Annotated in this window: 19 protein-coding genes and 2 rRNA genes; 5 read left to right on the top strand and 16 right to left on the bottom strand. The window is 65.7% G+C overall.

Translation table 11 applies throughout. The features are described from left to right. Window positions 1–40: 40 nt before the first annotated feature. A complete protein-coding gene (locus tag MRBLST15_RS12695; protein ID WP_367786062.1) occupies window positions 41–757 on the bottom strand; it encodes an SURF1 family protein in 717 nt (238 codons plus the stop codon). 57 nt (window positions 758–814) lie between these two features. Here MRBLST15_RS12695 and MRBLST15_RS12690 point away from each other — a divergent pair, with 57 nt between their 5' ends. Next, window positions 815–1,033: a twin transmembrane helix small protein gene (locus MRBLST15_RS12690; protein ID WP_089238223.1), complete on the top strand. Its 219-nt coding sequence runs from the start codon at window positions 815–817 to the stop codon at window positions 1,031–1,033. Window positions 1,034–1,086: 53 nt separating this feature from the next. On the opposite strand, the gene MRBLST15_RS12685 is transcribed toward MRBLST15_RS12690, so the two are convergent. From MRBLST15_RS12685 to MRBLST15_RS12660, 6 genes are all read right to left on the bottom strand, one after another. Further along, window positions 1,087–1,962 carry a cytochrome c oxidase subunit 3 gene (locus MRBLST15_RS12685; RefSeq protein WP_312705602.1) on the bottom strand — a complete coding sequence of 292 codons (876 nt, stop codon included), beginning with the start codon at window positions 1,960–1,962 and terminating at the stop codon, window positions 1,087–1,089. 14 nt (window positions 1,963–1,976) lie between these two features. Beyond that, a complete protein-coding gene (locus MRBLST15_RS12680) occupies window positions 1,977–2,567 on the bottom strand; it encodes a cytochrome c oxidase assembly protein (RefSeq protein WP_100461555.1) in 591 nt (196 codons plus the stop codon). Next, a complete protein-coding gene (locus MRBLST15_RS12675; protein ID WP_414716148.1) occupies window positions 2,564–2,782 on the bottom strand; it encodes a hypothetical protein in 219 nt (72 codons plus the stop codon). Before MRBLST15_RS12675 ends, MRBLST15_RS12680 begins: the two co-directional genes overlap by 4 nt. An 8-nt stretch (window positions 2,783–2,790) precedes the next feature. Then, complete coding sequence (gene ctaD / locus MRBLST15_RS12670; RefSeq protein ID WP_025878294.1) at window positions 2,791–4,398, bottom strand: cytochrome c oxidase subunit I; 1,608 nt, start codon at window positions 4,396–4,398, stop codon at window positions 2,791–2,793. Window positions 4,399–4,459: 61 nt separating this feature from the next. Then, window positions 4,460–5,416 (bottom strand): cytochrome c oxidase subunit II, encoded by a 957-nt coding sequence (gene coxB / locus MRBLST15_RS12665; protein WP_100461560.1) that lies wholly within the window; start codon window positions 5,414–5,416, stop codon window positions 4,460–4,462. 11 nt (window positions 5,417–5,427) lie between these two features. Continuing rightward, window positions 5,428–5,904, bottom strand: a complete 477-nt coding sequence (locus tag MRBLST15_RS12660) for a DUF2244 domain-containing protein (RefSeq protein ID WP_265951908.1) — start codon at window positions 5,902–5,904, stop codon at window positions 5,428–5,430. 273 nt (window positions 5,905–6,177) lie between these two features. Between MRBLST15_RS12660 and putA the strand changes: the two genes are divergently transcribed. After that, window positions 6,178–9,396 carry a bifunctional proline dehydrogenase/L-glutamate gamma-semialdehyde dehydrogenase PutA gene (putA, locus tag MRBLST15_RS12655; protein WP_367786057.1) on the top strand — a complete coding sequence of 1,073 codons (3,219 nt, stop codon included), beginning with the start codon at window positions 6,178–6,180 and terminating at the stop codon, window positions 9,394–9,396. A gap of 88 nt (window positions 9,397–9,484) precedes the next feature. Here putA and MRBLST15_RS12650 read toward each other — a convergent pair whose 3' ends face one another. The 5 genes from MRBLST15_RS12650 to MRBLST15_RS12630 form a co-directional block, all read right to left on the bottom strand. After that, complete coding sequence (locus MRBLST15_RS12650; protein ID WP_367786055.1) at window positions 9,485–10,555, bottom strand: AAA family ATPase; 1,071 nt, start codon at window positions 10,553–10,555, stop codon at window positions 9,485–9,487. After that, a complete protein-coding gene (pnuC, locus tag MRBLST15_RS12645; protein WP_025878300.1) occupies window positions 10,542–11,150 on the bottom strand; it encodes a nicotinamide riboside transporter PnuC in 609 nt (202 codons plus the stop codon). Before pnuC ends, MRBLST15_RS12650 begins: the two co-directional genes overlap by 14 nt. A 41-nt stretch (window positions 11,151–11,191) precedes the next feature. Next, the gene (locus MRBLST15_RS12640) at window positions 11,192–11,632 is read right to left on the bottom strand and encodes a hypothetical protein (RefSeq protein WP_367786053.1); all 441 of its coding nucleotides are present in this window, start codon (window positions 11,630–11,632) and stop codon (window positions 11,192–11,194) included. Continuing rightward, window positions 11,629–12,111, bottom strand: a complete 483-nt coding sequence (locus MRBLST15_RS12635; RefSeq protein ID WP_367786051.1) for a hypothetical protein — start codon at window positions 12,109–12,111, stop codon at window positions 11,629–11,631. The genes MRBLST15_RS12640 and MRBLST15_RS12635 overlap by 4 nt, the downstream gene beginning before the upstream one ends. A gap of 141 nt (window positions 12,112–12,252) precedes the next feature. Continuing rightward, a complete protein-coding gene (locus tag MRBLST15_RS12630) occupies window positions 12,253–13,680 on the bottom strand; it encodes an outer membrane protein transport protein (RefSeq protein WP_180167637.1) in 1,428 nt (475 codons plus the stop codon). 226 nt (window positions 13,681–13,906) lie between these two features. On the opposite strand from MRBLST15_RS12630, the gene MRBLST15_RS12625 reads away from it, so the two are divergent. After that, on the top strand, window positions 13,907–14,599 hold the full coding sequence (locus MRBLST15_RS12625; protein WP_025878304.1) for a rhomboid family intramembrane serine protease: 693 nt from the start codon (window positions 13,907–13,909) through the stop codon (window positions 14,597–14,599). Window positions 14,600–14,685: 86 nt separating this feature from the next. On the opposite strand, the gene MRBLST15_RS12620 is transcribed toward MRBLST15_RS12625, so the two are convergent. Then, complete coding sequence (locus MRBLST15_RS12620; protein ID WP_367786048.1) at window positions 14,686–16,155, bottom strand: S41 family peptidase; 1,470 nt, start codon at window positions 16,153–16,155, stop codon at window positions 14,686–14,688. A 107-nt stretch (window positions 16,156–16,262) separates the two neighbouring features. Further along, window positions 16,263–17,495, bottom strand: a complete 1,233-nt coding sequence (locus tag MRBLST15_RS12615) for a murein hydrolase activator EnvC family protein (RefSeq protein WP_265951928.1) — start codon at window positions 17,493–17,495, stop codon at window positions 16,263–16,265. A 169-nt stretch (window positions 17,496–17,664) separates the two neighbouring features. On the opposite strand from MRBLST15_RS12615, the gene MRBLST15_RS12610 reads away from it, so the two are divergent. Both MRBLST15_RS12610 and MRBLST15_RS12605 read left to right on the top strand, forming a co-directional pair. After that, window positions 17,665–18,327 (top strand): hypothetical protein, encoded by a 663-nt coding sequence (locus tag MRBLST15_RS12610; protein WP_265951904.1) that lies wholly within the window; start codon window positions 17,665–17,667, stop codon window positions 18,325–18,327. A 77-nt stretch (window positions 18,328–18,404) separates the two neighbouring features. Then, window positions 18,405–20,120, top strand: a complete 1,716-nt coding sequence (locus MRBLST15_RS12605) for a M28 family metallopeptidase (RefSeq protein ID WP_265951903.1) — start codon at window positions 18,405–18,407, stop codon at window positions 20,118–20,120. Window positions 20,121–20,354: 234 nt separating this feature from the next. On the opposite strand, the gene rrf (MRBLST15_RS12600) is transcribed toward MRBLST15_RS12605, so the two are convergent. Together rrf (MRBLST15_RS12600) and rrf (MRBLST15_RS12595) are read right to left on the bottom strand one after the other, a co-directional pair. After that, window positions 20,355–20,469 (bottom strand): 5S ribosomal RNA (gene rrf, locus MRBLST15_RS12600). A gap of 133 nt (window positions 20,470–20,602) precedes the next feature. Continuing rightward, a 5S ribosomal RNA gene (gene rrf / locus MRBLST15_RS12595) occupies window positions 20,603–20,717 on the bottom strand. Window positions 20,718–20,905 lie beyond the last annotated feature (188 nt).

Genomic DNA, 20,905 nt, shown 5'->3' with positions numbered 1-20,905 from the left:
TTCTCACGGTTGGGAAAGGGATGCCGGCCAGCGGCCGGTACTACCGGGCAACGGGCCGCCGCCTGCGCCATTCCAGTACCAGCGCCACCACCAGCACGGTCAGCGCCAGCCCGAACCACTGCACGGCGTATCCCAGGTGGCGCTGCGGCGGCAGCGTGTTCGGCAGCAGGTCGAGATCGCGCTCATCGCCGAACGGCAACGCCGGATCCAGCCGCAGCACACGCTCGGGCAACGACGGCAGGCCCAGTGCAGCGGCCAGGCCATCGGCGGGAAGGCGACTGGCCAGCCAGCGCCCAGCAACATCGGTGGTGGTGAACGCCGGCCCCAGCGCCAAGCCGGCCGAAGGGGGCGGTGCCAACAGGCCACGTACGTCCACCGGCGACGGCGGTGCCGCCACCTCCGGCAACGTGCGGTCGGGCGGCAGCGCGCGCCAGCCCAGGTCCACCAGCAACACGCTGCCCGCGTCGCTGCGGAACGGACGATAGATCTTCACTCCGGCGCGGCCGTGGCGGGTCTGGTTGTCCAGCAGCACCACGCCCGGCAGGAAGCGACCGTGATCGGCCACACCATGCAGCGCACCCTGCGCCGCCAGCGCTTGTGCCAACGGCATCGCCTGCGCCACGGCCGGGCCCTGCGCATCCAGCAACGCCTGTTTGGCGTGCATCCGCTGCAGCTGCCACAGGCCAAGCGCGGTGAATCCGGCCATTGCCAGCAGCGCCATCAGCCATCCAATCAGGCGCGTGTGCTGGCGCATCATGACAAGTCCGCGCAAACGCGGTCAGATAGGCACATCCACCCTGCCCTCGAGCCGCGCATGAGTGATTCGCTGAAGACCCTGCTGGTAATCGCGTTTCTGATCGTCATCGTCTGGAATCTGGGCGCCGGCCTGTATTACCTGCTGGTGGACCGCGGCCAGACCAAGCGCACGGTCAATGCACTGACCCGCCGCATCGGAGTGTCGGTGGCGTTGATCGTACTGGTGATCGTGTGCATCTACATGGGCTGGATCAAACCGCACGGCATCGGCAGCTGACCCTACGTAAGACCAGGCAGCGCCGGCGGCTGAGGCTGCCGACGCCTGCGCGGTCAAAGCACGTAGACGAACAGGAACAGCATCAGCCACACCACGTCGACGAAGTGCCAGTACCACGCGGCTGCTTCGAAAGCGAAATGGTTGTCGCGGGTGAAGTGCCCCTTCGCCGAGCGCAGCCACATCACGATCAGCATGATCGTGCCCAGCAGCACGTGTGCGCCGTGGAAGCCGGTCAGCATGAAGAATGTGGAACCGTAGATGCCTGAGCCGAGTGTCAGGTTCAGTTCCTTGTAGGCGTGGATGTATTCCTCCGCCTGCAGGGTCAGGAAGCCGAGGCCGAGCAGTACCGTCAGGCCCAGCCAGATCAGCAGCTGGCGGCGGTTGCCTGCCTTCAGCGCATGATGGGCGATGGTCAGGGTCACGCCCGAGGTCAGCAGGATCAACGTATTGATCAGCGGCAGGCCCCAGGCCGGGATCGTCTGGAACGCGCCACCGATTGCTGCCGGGCCGTTGGTCGGCCAACCGGCCGAGTAGCCCTGCCATAGCAGCTCGTTGGTCATCACCCCGCGCCCTTCGCCGCTCAACCACGACAGGCCGAGGTGGCGGGTGTAGAACAGCGCACCGAAGAAGGCGCCGAAGAACATCACTTCGGAGAAGATGAACCAGACCATCCCCATCCGGAACGAACCGTCCACCTGCCGGTTGTAGTTGCCGGCCTGCGACTCGCGCACCACGTCGCTGAACCACCAGAACAGGGTCAGCACCAGCATCGCCACGCCGATGTAGAAGGTCCAGCGGCCCCAGCTGGCGTCATTGAGCCAGCTGGCTACGCCGACCATGGTCACCATCATCGCGATGGAACCGACGAACGGCCATTTGCTCTGGGCCGGGACGAAGTACACGTTGGCGTCGCTGGGTGTCTGGGCCATGGTCGGTATCCGGGTCAGGGAGCAGCGTGGGCGCCTTCCGACGTGGCGGCCGGAGCCAGCCGATCGGACAACGCATCGTTGCGGTAGAAGGTGTAGGACAAGGTGATCGTCCGGATTTCCGGCGGCAGGTCCGGATCGACGATGAAGCGCACCGGCATGTCGCGCTTCTCGCCGGCCTGCAGGGTCTGCGCGGTGAAGCAGAAGCACTCGGTCTTGCTGAAGAATCCCGACGCGCGTGCCGGTGCCACCGAGGGCACCGCGCTGCCGACCACGGCCTGCTGGCTGTCGTTGCGGGCGAAGTACAGCGCCTCGTTGAGCTCGCCAGGCACCACATCCATGGTCAGCTGCTCGGGATGGAACGACCACGGCAGCCGCGAATTGACCCCGCCATCGAATTCCACCCGCACGGTGCGCTTGCCACTGGCAGCACCGGTACTGGCTTCGCTGCCCGGGCCACGTTCCAGGCGCACGCCGAACACCTTCTCGCAGGCGATGCGATACAGCGGCACCAGCGAGAACGTCAGCAGGAACACCACCACCGCAACGCCGATCAGGCGCGGCAGGCCGGCGCTGCGTGACGGAGCGGTGGCCGGCGTTTCGCTCATCGACCGATCACGCCGCTGAGGATGAAGCCGACGTAGACCAGCGCGGCGATCGCGCCCACCCACAGCGCGGTGCGCTTGGCGCGCTGACGCTGCTGCTCGATGCCGGCGCTCTGGGCTTTGCCTTCGCGGTTGTAGAGCCGAGCCATGCTCGGCTGCTTTTCGTTAGTCGAGCTTGGCTCGACTCTACCGATCGGGAGCGGACTCTCGTTATGCATGCACCACCTCAATGACCGATGTCGTCGTGGGCCAGGTCACCCGGGCGGATGGTCGGCGGCGTGGTGAAGGTGTGCGCCGGTGCCGGCGACGGCAGCGTCCACTCCAGACCGCGCGCACCTTCCCAGGAGCGCGCCTCGGCCTTCTCGCCGTTGCGCAGCGAGGACAGCAGGATCGCGGCCATCATGAACGGCGTGGCGAACATGCCGAACGCACCGATCGAGCTGATCAGGTTCCAGTCGGCGAACGCCACCGAGTAATCGGGGATGCGCCGCGGCATGCCGGCCAGGCCCAGGAAGTGCTGCGGGAAGAACAGCAGGTTGACGAACACGATCGACCACCAGAAGTGCACCTTGGCCCACTTCTCGCTGTACATGCGCCCGGTCCACTTCGGCCACCAGTAGTACACCGCCGCGATCAGCGCGAACACCGCGCCGGTCACCAGCACATAGTGGAAGTGGGCAACCACGAAGTAGGTGTCGTGATACTGGAAGTCGGCGGCCACGATCGCCAGCATCAGGCCGGAGAACCCGCCGATGGTGAACAGGATGACGAATGCCACCGACCACAGCATGGGGGCTTCGAAGGTGAGCGAACCGCGCCACATCGTGCTGACCCAGTTGAACACCTTCACCCCGGTCGGGATCGAGATCAGCATGGTGGCGAACATGAAGTAGATCTCGCCACCCAGCGGCATGCCCACGGTGAACATGTGGTGGGCCCAGACGATGAATGACAGGAACGCGATCGCCGCGGTGGCGTAGACCATCGCCTGGTAGCCGAACAGCGGCTTGCGGCTGAAGGTCGGGATGATCTCGCTGACCACGCCGAAGGCGGGCAGGATCATGATGTAGACCTCGGGATGGCCGAAGAACCAGAAGATGTGCTGGAACATCACCGGGTCGCCACCACCGGCCGCATTGAAGAAGCTGGTGCCGAAGAACTTGTCGGTCAGCAGCATCGTCACCGCACCAGCCAGCACCGGCATCACCGCGATCAGCAGGAACGCAGTGATCAGCCAGGCCCAGCAGAAGATCGGCATCTTCAGCAGGTCGATACCGGGCGCGCGCATGTTCAGCACCGTGGCGATGATGTTGATCGCACCCATGATCGAACTGATGCCGGCCACGTGGATGGCGAACACGGTGAACGCGACGTTGTAGCCGCCCTGCAGCGACAGCGGCGGATACAACGTCCAGCCACCGGCCGGCGCACCACCGGGCAGCAGGAAGGTCAGCAGCAGCAGGCTGAAGGCCACCGGCAACAGCCAGAACGACCAGTTGTTCATGCGCGGCAGCGCCATGTCCGGCGCGCCGATCTGCAGCGGGATCATCCAGTTGGCCAGGCCGACGAAGGCCGGCATCACGCCGCCGAAGATCATCACCAACGCGTGCACGGTGGTCAGCTGGTTGAAGATTTCCGGACGGATGTACTGGATGCCGGGCTGGGCCAGTTCCAGCCGGATCAGCACGCTCATGAACGCGCCAATGACGAACATGATGAAGCTGAAACCCAGGTACAGCGTGCCGATGTCCTTGTGGTTGGTCGAGAAGAACCAACGCTCGAAGAAGCTCTGCGGGTGATGGTGATCGTCGTGCCCAACTGCCGAGTGCGCCATTGCAAAACACCTCTCAGGATCGGTTGTCGCCGCGGCCGCGACACGGCCGCGGACAGTTACATCAGGCTCCGCTGGCCGCCGCGGCAGGCGCGTTGCCGGCCTCGGCGGCGGCCGGTGCTGCCGGCTGCGCCGGCGTTTCACTGGCGGGCGCGGTGGGTTCGGCGGGCGCGGCAGGCGTCGCGGGTGCAGGCGCCGGTTTGCGCTGCGCCAGCCACTGCTTGAACTCTTCCTTGGACACCGCCTCGACCACGATCGGCATGAAGCCATGGTCCTTGCCGCACAGCTCCGCGCACTGGCCGCGGTAGACACCGGGCTGCTCGATGCTGGTCCAGGCTTCGTTGATGAAGCCGGGAATCGCGTCCTGCTTCCAGCCCAGCGCCGGCACCCACCAGGCGTGGATCACATCGTCGGAAGTGATGACGAAGCGCACCTTGGTGTCCACCGGCAGTACCAGCCGGTTGTCGACATCCAGCAGGTAGTGCGGATGGCTCTCGCGGGTCGGCACCTTGCCACTCTGCCGCATGCGGTCGGACTCACGGTCCAGGCGGCTGGTGAAGGTCACGTTCTCGCCCAGGTACTCGTACTTCCACATCCACTGGTAGCCGGTGACCTTGACCGTCATCTCGGCATCGCGGGTGTCGTACATCTTGATCAGGTTGGCCGTGGCCGGCCACGCCATCACCACCAGGATGATCACCGGGATCACGGTCCAGATGACCTCGGCCTTGGTGTTGTGGCTGAAGGTGGCGGCGACCGCGCCCTTGGACTTGCGGAACTTGAACATCGCGTAGGCCATGGCGCCGAACACGATCACGCCGATCACCGTACAGACGATCAACGAGAGGTTGTTCGATTCCCAGGCCAGGCGTGAGGTCTGGGTCACCCCCTTGCCCATGTTCAACTGCCACGGCTTTGGATCGGCCGCCTGGGCCAGCGCCGTCCCCGGCATCGACAGCAGGGCCCCCATCGCGGCGGCCATTGCAACGCACTTCGTGCCCCACCCTCTGCTTTGCTTCATTGCCTAGACCCTTAGCGTCGTCGGTTGCCGCCATCGCTGGCGGCGAGCAAATCTTCAAGCGTTTCAACAAGCGTTTGACGTTCGGCCGGCGCGAGAAAACTCCCCACCTCCACCTGCCGGCCGCTGGATGCCAGCCGGACCCTCTGGTCGTCGGTGAGCAGGCGCACCCAATGCGGATGTGCCCGGAACACCGGCGATCCACCGGGCACGGGGATGACCTCCACGTACGCCGGCACTACCCGGATCTCCTCCTGCCGTTCACCGCTGCGCCACAACGCGCGCAACGCAACTGCCAGCAACAGGCTGTACAGCAGCGCGAACAGGGGGGCGAATGCGTTGCCGGCCACCCACCCGAAGGCGGACACCAGCCACATCACTCCCGACAACACAGCAAACAACAGGACGAACTGCCGGGCATCGAGCGCCCGTGGGGGACGCAGTCGCAGCTGCGTACCTGACCCATCCGGAGCTGTAAGCACCTCGATCATGTCGCAACCGCGTTCCTGCCGCGGGAAACGCCTCGATGGTAGCCCTGCCCTCTCGCCAGTAGCAAGGGTGCATTCACACTTTTTCCGATGCTGCAACACAGCATGACCCCGACGGCATGGATGACGAATTCGGCACAAAACGGCCCACCCTTGCTGAACAGGCTGAATCCACCACCGCTAGGGGCTATCAGCATTCATGAAGGTGGCTGCGCGGGCCTTCCTGAAGTCGAAAAAATGATTAAAATCGCCAAGTTTTCCACTGGCCGGACCGGCATGAACGCACCTTCCTCTCCCATTGCCGCCAGCGACGCTCCGCGTCCCTCGGCGCTGCTGTCGCCGGAACTGCCGGCGTCCCCCAACCCGTTCCGCCAGGCCATTACCGATGGTTGGCTGAAGGACGAGGCCAGCCATGTGCGCGAACTGCTGGAGCAGGCACGCCTGCCGGCAGACGAGCAGGCCAGGGTGCAGGCGCTGGCCGCCGACCTGGTCGCCCGTGTGCGCGTGCGCGCCAAGGACCAGGGCGCGATCGAAGCCTTCATGCGCCAGTACGACCTGGGCAGCGAGGAAGGCGTGCTGCTGATGTGCGTGGCCGAAGCGCTGCTGCGCATTCCGGACCAGGAGACGGCCGACAAGCTGATCCGCGACAAGCTGGCCGATGCCGACTGGGAAAAGCACCTGGGCGGCAGCGACTCGGTGCTGGTCAACGCCTCCACCTGGGGCCTGATGCTGACCGGCAAGCTGGTGCAGATGAATGACGCCACCCGCGCCGATGCGCCCAGCGCGTTCAAGCGCCTGGTCGGCCGCGTCGGTGAGCCGGTGGTCCGCCTGGCCGTGCGCCAGGCGATGAAGATCATGGGCCACCAGTTCGTCATGGGCCGCACCATCAGCGAAGCGCTGGCACGCTCGCACAAGGGCGACAGCGCCAGCTACCGCTACTCGTTCGACATGCTCGGCGAAGGCGCGCTGACCATGAAGGACGCCCTGCGCTACCTGGAAGACTACCGTCGTGCGATCCACGCCATCGGTGGTGACCACAAGGCGCGTGGCGGCCGCGCCGATGGCGACGTCAACAACGCACCGGGCATCTCGATCAAGCTGTCGGCGCTGTACCCGCGTTACGAACACGCCAAGCGCGCGCGCGTGTTGAAGGACCTCGTGCCCGGCGTGCTGGAACTGGCACAGCTTGCCAAGAGTTACGGCATCGGCTGCACCGTCGACGCTGAAGAGTCCGATCGCCTGGAACTGTCGCTGGACATCATCGAGCAGGTGTTCGGCGATGCCTCGCTGGCCGGCTGGGATGGCTTCGGCGTGGTCGTGCAGGCTTACCAGAAGCGTACGCCGTACACGATCGACCACCTGGCCGACATGGCGCGCCGCGCCGGCCGTCGCCTGCAGGTGCGCCTGGTCAAGGGCGCCTACTGGGACGCCGAGATCAAGCGCGCGCAGATCGAAGGCTATGCCGGCTACCCGGTGTTCACCCGCAAGCAGAACACCGACGTGTCCTACCTGGCGTGTGCCAAGCGCCTGTTCACCCATGCCGACGCGATCTACCCGATGTTCGCCACGCACAATGCGCACACCATCGCCGCAGTGCGCAGCATCGCCAACGGCGGCGTCTACGAGCACCAGAAGCTGCACGGCATGGGCGACGACCTGTACGCCGAAGTAGTGCCGGCCGACCGCCTCGGCCTGCCCTGCCGCGTGTACGCCCCGGTCGGTTCGCATGAAGACCTGCTGCCGTACCTGGTGCGCCGCCTGCTGGAAAACGGTGCCAACTCCAGCTTCGTCAACCGCATCACCGACGAGCGCGTGCCGATCGCCGACCTGGTTCGTGATCCGGTCGAGATGGTGTCCTCGTTCGAATCGATTCCGCATCCCAAGATCCCGCTGCCGGTTGACCTGCTGCGCAGCCAGAACCACGACAGGAAGAATTCCATGGGCGCCAACCTCGCCAACGACAACGAACTGCGCGCCTTGGCCGAGCAGCTCAACGCTGCAGTGAAGCCCTGGCAGGCCGCACCGCTGGTGCCGGGCGCGGACCCGACCGGTGCCTCGCTGCCGGTGACCAACCCGGCCGACACCCGTGAAGTGGTCGGCCAGTGGCAGGCCGCCGATGCCGCCACCGTGCAGAAGGCGCTGGCCAATGCCGTGGCCGCACAGCCGGCCTGGAACCGCACCCCGGCCGCCAGCCGCGCCGCCATCCTCGAGCACGCCGCCGACCAGCTGGAAGCGCGCATGCCCGAATTCATGGCGCTGTGCGTGAAGGAAGCCGGCAAGAGCCTGCCCGACGGCATCGCCGAAGTACGCGAAGCCGTGGACTTCCTGCGCTACTACGCCAAGCAGGCACGCGAGCAGTTCAGTCACGCCGAGAAGCTGCCCAGCCCGACCGGTGAATCCAACGAACTGCAGCTGCATGGCCGCGGCGTGTTCGTCTGCATCAGCCCGTGGAACTTCCCGCTGGCGATCTTCCTGGGCCAGGTGGCTGCCGCACTGGCCGCCGGCAACAGCGTGATCGCCAAGCCGGCCGAGCAGACCAACCTGATCGGCTACTACGCAGTGAAGCTGCTGCACGATGCCGGCGTGCCGGCTGACGTGGTGCAGTACCTGCCGGGCGATGGCGCCACCGTCGGCGCCACGCTGACCGCCGACCCGCGCGTGGCCGGTGTGGCCTTCACCGGCTCCACCGACACCGCCCGTGCGATCAACCGCGCGATGGCTGCACGCGATGCCGCCATCGGCGTGCTGATCGCCGAGACCGGCGGCCAGAACGCCTTCATCGCCGACTCCTCGGCACTGCCGGAACAGCTGGTCAAGGACGCCATCGGTTCGGCCTTCACCTCGGCCGGCCAGCGCTGCTCGGCCGCGCGCGTGCTGTTCGTGCAGGACGACATCGCCGACAAGGTGATGACCATGCTGGCCGGTGCGATGAAGAAACTGAAGGTCGGCAACCCCGGTCTGCTGTCCACCGACGTCGGCCCGGTGATCGACGCCGATGCACTGAAGATCCTGCAGGACCACGCCGCGCGCATGGACCGCGAAGCGCGCCTGATCGCTGCGGCCGAACTGTCCGCCGAAGCGGCCAACGGCACCTTCTTCGCACCGCGTGCGTACGAACTGAAGGACCTGGGCCAGCTGCAGAAGGAAATCTTCGGGCCGGTCCTGCACGTGATCCGCTGGAAGGGCGATCAGCTCGACGCGGTGATCGACCAGATCAACGCCACCGGCTATGGCCTGACCCTGGGCGTGCATTCGCGCATCGACGAAACCGTCGACCGCATCAGCAACGGCGTCCACGTCGGCAACGTCTACGTCAACCGCAACCAGATCGGTGCGGTGGTCGGCGTGCAGCCGTTCGGCGGCCAGGGCCTGTCCGGCACCGGCCCCAAGGCCGGCGGCCCGCACTACCTGCTGCGCTTCGCCACCGAGAAGACGGTGACGGTGAACACCACCGCCGCCGGCGGCAACGCCTCGCTGCTGACCCTGGGCGACTGATCCCAAGCGTCATGCAGTAAACGAAAAACCCCGCGAAAGCGGGGTTTTTTCATGTTGGGCGGATGCGGGCCTGCCAGCCCCTGGCAACTCATTCCGCCAGCACACTGAACCGGTTGTCCGCACGCCTCACCAATTCCTCCAGCACCCGCGCGATACGCATCTCCAGATCGCCTTCCAGCAGCACATACGCCATTCCTCGCGCCTGCAACTGCTGCAGATACCACTCGTGTTGGCGCATGCGGAACTCCTCACCCACACGCGTTCCATCCTGCTCGAACGGGATATCCGGGGCGCACAGGAACAACAGGTCGTACGCACGCGCCGCGGCCCGCTGCAGTGGTTCGGGTGCAGTGCCGAACATCCAGCCGCTGTAGCCCAGCGTCACCAACGGCGTGGTATCGCAGAACACCCAGCGATGCGCATGCTGCGCGGCCTGGTCCTCGTGCTGCGGCTGGGTTGCAGCGATACGCAGCAGATCCTGCGCCTGCAGCTCGCCGCCCTGCTGCTCCCACAACGTACGCCCGAACTCCGGCACCCATGCCGTACCCAGGCGTTCGGCCAGCACCCGCGCCAGCGTGCTCTTGCCCGTGGACTCACCGCCGATGAAGGCCACCCGCTGCACATGGTCGGCATAGACCGACCGGCTCAGGCCCTGTCGATGCGCATGCGGATCGGCGCGCAGTTCGGTACCACTGGCCTGACCGATGTCGGTCGAACGCTCCAGCCGATGGTGCTGCACCGGCGCATTGAAATGCTGCGCCAGGGCTGCAGCGAAACCATCGCCGTAGTCTTCACCGGTGAAAACAGCCTGGACCGGTCCGCCAAACAGCGCCACGCACAGCCATGCGGTGAACGCGCGTTGCACCTGCTCACTGTCCTTGTCCTGCGGCAGCGCACACACGGGAACACCCTGTTGCCTGCACAACGCCGCCAGCCGCGCATCATCCAGCACCGCCACCGTCGCCTGCGGGAAGCGCGCGCGCAGCCAACGCTCGCGACGCGCCGCGCTGTAGCCGGCAAAACCCGGCTGAGACCACCCGATCACCAGCAGCTGGGTGCAGCGTGTAGAAGCAAATTCGATCAGGCGCTCGTGGCCGAGGTGCAGCGGGCAGAACTTGCCGACCACCAACCCGCGCGGTACCCGCTCAGGCAATGCCATCGGCCGCCCTGCCCGTATCCGCTTCGGCGCGCATCAGGTGCCGCCAGTGACGCAGCGCCACCAGCGCGTTGATCCAGAAACCGACATACAGGATCGAGGTCAGGTGCAGCCCGCGGCTGTAGTACAGCGGCACCGCGATGGTGTTGACCAGCAGCCACACCCACCACGATTCCAGCTTGCGCCGCATCATCAGGATCTGTGCGATCACGCTCAACACCAGCACCGCCGAGTCGATGTAGGGCGCATACGCATTGGTCAGCCGGGTCAGCATCCAGCCGTAACCGAAGGTCGCCAGCACCGCCAACGGCAGCAGCCAGCTCCACGCGCGTGCTGGCAAGCGGGTGATGGGCAACGGCGCGCCATGGTCACCACGCAGCCACTGCCACCAGCCGAACACGCTGATGACCACGAAGAAGAACTGCAGGACCATGTCCGCGTACAGGTGCGAGCGCTCGAACACCGCGGCGAACAACGCGCAGCCGACGATGCCCAGCCACCACGTATGCACGTTGTTGCGGCCGGCCAGCAGTATCGAGCCGGCAACGGCGATGTTGGCAGCCAGCTCCAGCTGGAAATTCGGGTCGGACAGGTTCATCGCGCTATTGTCGCGTAGATCCGCGCCCCGCGTGGATGGCCTTACACGCGTGCCAGGAACGCCTCGGCATCTCCCGCTTCGCACTTCCACTCGGCGTATACCCCAACCAGCTGGCATTGCGGGCAGCGGCAGCCGATATACAGCCAGCGCACGTCCCGTGAGTCGGGATAAAGCGCGGCACCGGAATGGATTGCCAGAGACTCGTTCCCGCACAGACACCAGTGCGCTTCGAGTTCGGCCTCATCAGCATATTCTGCGCTGTCACCCATCAGATGCGACTTCCCACAGCTCACGCAGTCTCGACGAGCGACGCCCGCTTCATCGTCATCAAACAGCCGGAAAAGCGTCGATCCGCAAACACAGACCGAGGCACGGTACGCTGTGGCGGGGTAGCTGTTGCGTTCGCTGAAGTCCTCGATGGCAGTACGGATGTCATCGTCTTCGCTGCCATACCAATGCTTGCCTTTTCGGGTGAGCGTCATGCCTGCGCCTCCGGAGCACCACTCGCATTTCCCGGCGCGCGCACGCGCATCATCCATCGCTGGTTGTCCCCCTCTCCCCAGCGTCCTGGCTGCAGGCCGGTTGAAGAGAGCACAGGCGCAAGCCAGTCAGGCGGGGCGATGTCCCAGGTCACCCCATCGAACGGGTACGGCCACGGTGTTCCCCGAGGATTCGGCGAATGCAGGAACAGCGCACTCTGACCGGTATCCGGCGCCAGCGTCACCCAACACTGCACATCCTCCCGCCCGCTCGTCACAGCCCGCTCGAGCAGCCGCAGTAGCCCTGCGGCAACGGCGATTCGGTCACTGACATGGCGATTGCCGCGCCCCATCCAGTCAAGATGCGTGTGCCAGTAGTCGAACCACTCCGACTCCAGCACGCGATCCAGAATCGCGTTCGCCTTGGCCTCTTCCCGAGCCCAGTATCGGATCATCCGCTTCTGGTAGCGACGATCAACCATTTCGCATTCGCCTGTACTGCGTAAATGCCGGCAAGGTAGCAGGCACTCCCGAAACAGGCACGAGCCGGATGCGTCATCCACGCAAAAAAAGGCCCCGCTTGCGCGGGGCCTCCTTCGTACTGCTTCAGGCAATCGCCGGAATCAGAACTTGTACTGCATCGACGCAGCCAGCACGTCGCCGGTGACCTTGTACTTGCCGGTCACGGTGTTGGCGGTGGCCGAGGTCGAGTTGACGTTCGGATCCTTGGTGAACAGGTGGGTGTAGCCCACGCTGTATTCCATCTTGTCCGAAGCGGCGTAGGTCATACCCAGCGACAGCCACTTGCGGGTGGTGTCCGGCACGCGCACGTCGCGGTGGGCGTCGGTGGTCGGGGTCTGGTCGTACGCCAGGCCGCCACGCAGGGTCAGCTTGTCATTGACGCGGAAATCGGTACCGATCGACGCGAAGGTGGTGTCGCGGTAGTGGAACGGCAGCACGCTGTCCGGCTGGTTGGAGTCGTAATCGACGACGACCTGGTCGAACTTGCTCCACGCAGTGCGCGTGACTTCGGCCATGATCTGCCACTGGTCGTTCACGCGATGGGTGAAGCCGACGGTGGCGCTGGCCGGCAGGGTGATGGTGGCACGGCCGTTGCTGTCGATGAAGGTGCCCGGGGCAGCGGTGGCCAGGAAGGCGGCAGCATTCTGCGGGATGGTGAAGTCGGCCTTGCCGTCGTTGATCTTGTGCTCGACTTCCGAGCGGTAGCTGAAGGCGATGTTGGTGCCTTCCACCGGGGTGACGGTCATGCCGAGGGTGTAGCCGATCGACACCTCATCGCCCTTGATGCGCAGGTAGCCATCGGCGGTACCCGGCGAGAAGCCGAGCTGTGCGGCCTGGCGGGCAGCGGCCTGCGAAGCGGCAGCGGCCTGGGCCTGGGTGCCACCGGCAGCCAGCACGCGCGCAGCAGCGGTGCGCTGGGCAGTTGCATTGATGGCGGTGCCGGTATCGACGGCGCTGGTCAGGTCGACATTCAGGCGCTCGGCGAACACCGACGCACCGAACGACAGGTACGGGTTGACGTCATAGGAGAACGCAGCACCCAGGTCGACGGCCTGCAGCTCGGTCTTGACGCCGTTGTAGCGGCCGACCCAGTCACGGTCGTATTCGGTCTTGAAGCCGAACGGCACGGTCAGCGACACGCCGAAATGCATGTTGTTGTTTTCGCCGAACGGGACGTGGAAGTAAGCTGCCGGAACCGGAGCGATCATGCCGGCGTCGCCGCCGTTGCCGCCGGAAATCGGCGCGCCGTTACCGTAGCGGCCTTCGCCGCGGAACTTGGCGCCGAAGCTGATGGCGCTGACATCGCCCTGCACCACGGTGCCGTCGAGCAGGCGCATGGAGGCCGGGTTGGTGGCGATGACCGAGGCGTCGCCTTCGGTCGAGGTGGAACCAGCGAAGGCGCGGCCCAGGCCCTTGGCGCTGTTTTCCTTCAGCTGGAAGGCGGCGGCATTGGCGTCGGCGGCGGCCAGCGCACCGGCAACGCCGACGGCCAGCAGGGTCAGGCGGGCAATGGTAGAAGCAGTTTGCATCGTAGTTCTCTCTCCGGTAAGCGGTGATGGTGCTCTAAGTGCGCCTGCGCCCGTCAGGCCGGATGGCCTTTCGAAGCGCGCCGGATTCCCCTCCCGACATACGACGCCGTATGCGAGTATTACCCAGAGCCGTTAATGAAACAATAACAGCGCCGGGGCTTTCTTCGTCGCAAAAGCTGAACAGGCTCCTTCCCCGCCAAAAGCGCCCGCACGCTAGGCTAGTGCCATGTTTGTCTCCCTCCCCTCGCGCAAAAAGGCGACCCTGCGCTGGGCTACGCCCGTGCTGTTTGCGGCACTGTGGCTGGCATTCCTGTGGTCGATCTCGCGCCCGGACGATGCCCGCGGAAGCCTGTGGCTGGACTGGGGCGCCCTGTCCACCGGCCTGACCCACCCGCTGGACTGGTGGGCAACCCTGCAGGACGGCAGCGTGCTGCGCCTGTTCACCGCCCTGTTCCTGCACGCCGACTGGTCGCACCTGCTGGGCAACCTGGTGTTCCTGCTGATCTTCGGCCTGCCCGCCGAGCGGGTGCTGGGCCCGTGGCGGTTGCTGCTGCTGTTCCTGGTGGGCGGGGCGATCTCCAACCTGGTCGCGATCTACACCATGGGCAGCCCGGACCAGATCATCATCGGCGCCAGTGGTGCAGTGTCGGCGTTGATCGGCGCCTATCTGGCGCTGTTCCCCGGCGCGCGGCTGGGCGTGGTGATTCCGCTGGGGCTGTTCCTGGAATTCGTGCGCGCCCCGGCCTATCTGCTGATCGGTGTTTGGGCGGCGCTGCAGGTGGTGTTCGCCTACATCGGCCCGACCTTCGGCATGGTCGCCTGGTGGGCGCACATCGGCGGCTTCGTGTTCGGTGTGGTGTACGGCATGTACGTGCGCGCGGCGATCGCACGGCGACTGCGCAAGCGGCACGGGTTCTAGCGTCCGCGTGCCGCGTTCTGCGAAACGCCCGAGACATGCTCGGGCGGTGTTTGAACATCAGTCGAGCATGGCTCGAATCTACAGAATCAAGGCTTGGCCGGGATCTCTGCGGGCTTCGCTTCGGGCTTCGCTTCGGGCTTCGCTTCCGGCTTCGCTTCAGCCTTGGGCTCCGCCTTCGGCGCCGGCTTGGCGGCGGCCTTTGCTGCCTTGTCCGCTTCGGCCTTCGCAGCTTCCGCCTTCAAACGCGCCGCCACCGAACCCGGGTTCTTCAGCTCGGCCAGTGCATCGTTGATCGGGCCATCGCCCGGCAGCACGGCGCCTGCGTGGTAGCCCTCGGTGCCTTCCTCGTCACCGCGCAGGTGGCCCGGCAGGGTTGCTTCGCTGTAGTCACTCAGGCTGGCCGGCAATGCCTCGTCTTCCGGACGCGGTGCGGCCTTCAGTTCCACTTCCGGCACGATTCCGGTGGCCTGGATCGATTTGCCGCTGGGCGTGTAATAGCGTGCCGTGGTCAGCTTCACCGAATCGCCGTTGTCCAGCGGCAGCACGGTCTGCACCGAGCCCTTGCCGAAGGTGCGGCTGCCGATCACGCGCGCGCGCTTGTTGTCGCGCAGCGCACCGGCCAGCACTTCCGATGCACTGGCCGAACCGGCATCCACCAGTACCACCACCGGCGCCCCCTTCAGCAGGTCGCCCGGAGTGGCGTCGAAGCGTGCATCGCTGATGCTGATGCGGCCGCGGGTGCTGACGATGTTGCCCTTGTCGAGCAGGTCATCGGCCACCTGCACGGCAGCGGTCAGCAGACCACCCGGATTGCTGCGCAGATCCAGCACCAGCCCCTTGAGGTTGCCGCCGGACTGCTTCTGCAGCTGCTGCAGGTGCTTCTGGAAATCAGAGCCGGTGTCAGCCTGGAACGTGCTCAGGCGGATGTAGCCATAGCCCGGCTCCAGCAGGCGACTGCGCACGCTGGTCACGCGGATGGTCTGCCGGGTCAGGCTGACGTCGAACGGCTTGGGCTTGCCGTCGCGGACGATGGTCAGCACCACCTTGCTGCCGGCCGGACCACGCAGCGGTTCGCTGGCATCGATCGCGCTGATCGGCTTGCCATCGATGGCGATGATCAGGTCACCGGCGAGGATGCCGGCCTTGGCTGCCGGGGTGTCGTCGATCGGCGAGATCACCTTCATGCTGGCGTTGTCCGGCTGCTGCTGCAGCTCCACGCCGATGCCTTCGTAGGCACCGTTGGCCTGCTCGTCGAACGCTTCCGCGTCTTCCTTGTTGAAGTAGGTGCTGTGCGGATCGAGGTCGAGCAGCAGGCCGCGTACAGCTGACTGCATCAGCTTGTTGTCATCGACCGGATCGACATAGGCCGCGCGGACCGCGTTGTAGACGGCGACGAAACGCCGGATATCGTCCAGCGGCACCTTCGAGGTCACCGCCTCCTCGCTGCTCGCCGCCTTCCCGGGAGTTTCCTTCAACGGGATGGGGGCGGTCTGCTGGGCCCAGGACAGGGCCGGCAACAGAGCCAGCAAGAGGGTGGCGGTACGGGCTGCGCGCATGGATCACTCCTGTCGACGATGGCATCGTGCCCAAGGCACATGCACCGATTATGCGCGAAGCGTGGCTAAATTCCCGTTGAATCCGGCCTCGTGCGGCCAGCCGGAATTCAGCGCCGCTGCAGCCAGCTGTCCGGATTGACCGGTTGCCCACCACGGCGCAGCTCGAAGTACAGCGCCGTCACGCCCTGGCCGCCAGAGTTGCCGACCTTGGCCACCGCATCGCCGCGGCTGACCCGCGCGCCGGCATCCTTCAGCAGGGTGTCGTTGTGGGCGTACAGGCTCATGTAGCCATTGCCATGGTCGACGATCAGGATCATGCCGTAGCCGGTCATCCAATCGGAGAACACCACGGTGCCGTCGGCCACGGCAGTGACGGTGCTTCCGGCAGGTGCGCCGATCAATACACCACTGCTGGTGCGGCCGTCCGGCAGCTTGCCGCCATAGCGGGCCAGCAGATTGCCCGACAGGGGCCAGCCCAGGCCACCGACCTTCGGCGCTGGCGCCGAGGCAACCGCGGGGGGAACCTTGGTCGGCGGCGGCGGTGGGCGGCCGGCGGCAGCGGCCTGGCGGGCCGCGCGCTCGGCCGCGGCTTTTTCGGCAGCGGCCTTGCGGGCAGCAGCACGGCGCTCTGCCTCGGCACGGGCCGCAGCCGCGCGCAGGTTGGCCAGCAGGGTTTCCAGTGCCTTGGCATCCTGGCCCAGTGCCTGTTCCTTCTCGCGCTTGTCCTTGAAGCGTTCCTCCAGCGAAGCCACCGTCTGCGCGCGTTCGCGCCGGTCCGACGCGAGCGTGGCGACCTGCTGCTTCTGCTCCCGCTGGGTACCCTGCAGGTGCTGCTGGCGCTGGGCGATCTGCGTCTGCAGTGTCTCCAGCTCCTTCAGATCGGCCGTCAGCGTGGTGATGCGCTGCGCACGCTCGCGCTGCAGGTAGCGGTGATAGGCCAGCGCACGGTTGGCATCGGCCACCGTGTCCTGCGAAAGCAGCAGCTTCAGCGGCGCGTGGTTGCCAAGCTGGTAGGCGGCGCGCAACAGGCCCGCCAGTTCGCGATTCTGTTTTTCCAGGTTGGACTGCAATGCATTGCGCCGCTGCTCGGCCTGGGCCAGCGCCTGGGCCTGCTCACGCAGTGCCGCCTCGGTCTGGGCCAACGTCCGACCACTGCGCGCGACTTTCTCATCGGCCTCGCGCAACTGCCGCGACGCCTGTCCGCGCTGGCCCTCGATCTGCCGGCGCTCCTGTGCCACGCCCTTCAGTTCGGTGCGCAGCTTCTGCAGCTTGCGCTCGGCCTCGCGGGTCGAAGCGGTCTGCGCCGCACCCGGCAATGGCAGCGCCAGGGCAAGCGCCATTCCCAGCAACAGGCAACGTCCACCGCGCAGGGTGGCGATGTGATGCCGGCGTGAGGGGAAGGCGTTGTTGCGCAAGGGCTTTCCAGTGACTTCAGGCAGATGCGGAGACGTGCGGGGAATGGTGACATCTCCGCACGCGGCCTGCCAGCCGCACAACAACGAGGTTCCCATGAAAGCTCTCTCCATTCCGCTGCTGTTGGGCATTGCGCTGGCCAGTGGTCCGGCCTGGGCCCAGGCGGACGTCAGCAAGGTCAACGGCAGCATCAGCGCCGATCCGGGCCAGCGCTACGGCAAGCTGGACACCGTCAATGGCGGCATCCGTGTCGGCGAAGGCGTGGAAACCGGCAGCATCGACACGGTCAACGGTGGCGTCAAGGTCGCTGATCGTGCCCGCACCGGCAGCATCGAGACCGTCAACGGCGGCATCCGCATGGGCCGCGAAGTGACGGCCCACGGCGATGTCAGCACGGTCAACGGCAGCATCTTCAGCGACCAGGGCAGCCAGATCGAAGGCGGCGTGGAAACCGTCAACGGCGGCATCGGCCTGGTCGGCAGCCGCGTGCGCAAGGACGTGGAGACCGTCAACGGCGACATCACCGTCGGCATCGGCTCGCAGGTCGGCGGCGGCGTACATGTCCGCAAGCCGAACTTCAGTGTCTCGCTGACGGCCAGTCGCAAGCCGCGGGTCATCATCGGCCCGAATGCCGTGGTCAACGGCAGCCTGCTGTTCGAGCGCGAAGTGGTGCTGTACGTCCACCGCAGCGCACGCATCGGCCCGGTCACCGGCGCCGACCCGATCCCCTTCGATACCGATACCGCCCCGGCCGACTGAGCCTGCGGCTTGGGCGATACTGCCGTTACCGGTCGCGCCAGCTGCGCGGCCGTCCCTTGTGTTTCCAGGAACCGATGATGCCCCGCAAACTCCTCCTGTGCCTGGCCGCTGCGGCCGCGCTCAGCGCCTGCAAAGGCGAAGACACCCCGGCTCCGGCGCCCAACGCCGAAAGCGCCGCCAAGCCGGCCCCGCACACGTTCTCAGCCGCGATCAACGCCGCCGACTTCGCCGAGATGGTGAAGACCCTGGCTTCTGACGAGTTCGAAGGCCGCTCGCCTGGCAGCAAGGGTGAGGAACTGACGGTCAACTACATCCGCGACCAGATGCAGCGCATCGGCCTGCAGCCCGGCAACGGCGACAGCTGGTTCCAGGACGTGCCAATGACCGAGACCACGGCCGACGAATCGACCGTGCTCACGCTCAACCAGGGCGGCAAAACCACCGAACTGAAGTTCGGCACCGACATGGTGGTGGGCACCCGTACCGGCCAGACAGAAGTGAAGGTCGATGCCAGTGACCTCGTCTTCGTCGGCTACGGCGTGGATGCACCGGAGCAGAAGTGGAACGACTACGCCGGCCAGGACTGGAAGGGCAAGACGGTGGTGATGTTCGTCAACGACCCGGGCTTCCATGTCGATGATGAAAAGCTGTTCGACGGCAAGCGCATGACCTACTACGGCCGCTGGACCTACAAGTTCGAGGAAGCCGCGCGCAAGGGTGCCGCCGCCGCACTGATCGTGCATGACACCGCGGGCGCTTCCTACGGCTGGGACGTGGTGAAGAACTCCTGGGCGGGCCCGCAGTACGACCTGCCGGCCAAGGACGATGCAGAACCGCGCCTGCCGGTGCAGGGCTGGTTGAGCGCCGATGCCGCCAGGGCGCTGTTCGCCGGCGCCGGGCTGGATCTGGACCAGGCTTACAAGGACGCGAGCAAGCGCGGCTTCAAGCCGGTCCCGCTGAAGGCAACCGCGTCGGTGGACCTGAAGAGCAAGGTCGCGCAGAAGCAGTCGCGCAACGTGGTGGGCGTGCTGCCTGGCAGCAAGCGCGCCGATGAGGCCGTGCTGTACATGGCGCACTGGGACCACCTCGGCAAGCACGAGGGCGAACAGGGCGACAACATCTACAACGGTGCCGTCGACAACGCGACCGGCGTGGCTGGCATCCTTGAAGTGGCCGAAGCGATGGCCCACCAGGAACCGAAGCCGGAGCGTTCGGTGGTGTTCCTGGCGGTGACCCTGGAAGAATCCGGCCTGCTGGGTTCGAAGTACTACGTCGCCCACCCGACCTTCCCGCTGGACAAGATCGCCGGTGTCATCAACATCGATGCGATGTCGGTGGCCGGTCGTGCCAAGGACGTGACGGTGACCGGCTTCGGCAGTTCCGAGCTGGAAGACATCCTCAAGCCGCTGGCTGCGGCCCAGGATCGCACCCTGCACGGCGAGACCTCGGTGCAGAGCGGCTTCTACTTCCGTTCGGATCACTTCAACTTCGCCAAGGCGGGTGTGCCGGCGCTGTATGCCGACGGCGGTGAGGACCTTCGCGACGGTGGCGTCGAAGCGGGCCGCAAGGCGGCCGCCGACTACGGTTCCAATCGCTATCACGGGCCCAAGGACGAGTATGACGCGGCCACCTGGAAGCTGGATGGCACGGTCGAGGACCTGCAGCTGATGTATGGCGTCGGCAAGGAACTGGCCGGCGGCGATCGTTGGCCGAACTGGTACGAAGGCAATCCGTTCAAGGCTGCACGCGACACGATGATGAAGGCCAAGGCACCGGCCGCTGCGGCGAAGTAAGTCCGCCAGCTGTTGAGCTGTACACAAAGCGGCGCCCTCTGGGCGCCGCTTTTTTTTTTGTGCGTGTGTGGAGGGCGCATCCGGCCCCGCCGTTGGTAGTTGCCAACCTTGGTTGGCAGCACCGTACGCGGCGCCAGCATCCACGCATCTGCCGGCCAGCGGCCGGCACTACCCGTGGTTTCTCGCGCGCAAAGAAAAACCCCGCTGCGTGAGCAGCGGGGTTTTGGATGTAAACCCTGGCGATGACCTACTCTCGCATGGCTTAGGCCACACTACCATCGGCGCAGCTACGTTTCACTTCCGAGTTCGGGATGGGATCGGGTGGTTCCATAGCGCTAATTTCACCAGGGAGACGGTTGCAGCAGCGCTTGCAGCGCCAGCTCGCGTACTTGCCCTTGGGGCGGAAGGAACTCGAAAAAGCAGAGCCTTCACTTAATAAAGAAAAACCCCGCTGCATGAGCAGCGGGGTTTTTGGGTATAAACCCTGGCGATGACCTACTCTCGCATGGCTTAGGCCACACTACCATCGGCGCAGCTACGTTTCACTTCCGAGTTCGGGATGGGATCGGGTGGTTCCATAGCGCTAATTTCACCAGGGAGGCGGTTGGAGTGTCGCCTGGGCGTCGTGTCTTTGCAGGGGCGGGCATGATGATGCCAGCGTTGCAAAGAGACGCGCCTGAGCGCCTGCCTCTCGTTTGGTCTTGTGACGTAGCGTGCACTTGGATCTATCGACATGTCATGTCGGCCAAGGCAACTTGAGGTTATATGGTCAAGCCTCTCGGATC

It is taken from the genome of Stenotrophomonas sp. LST15-1-1.1, from assembly GCF_040815575.1.
GTDB classification, from domain to species: Bacteria; Pseudomonadota; Gammaproteobacteria; order Xanthomonadales; family Xanthomonadaceae; genus Stenotrophomonas; species Stenotrophomonas lactitubi_B.
This window is presented reverse-complemented; position numbering and strand designations above follow the sequence as displayed.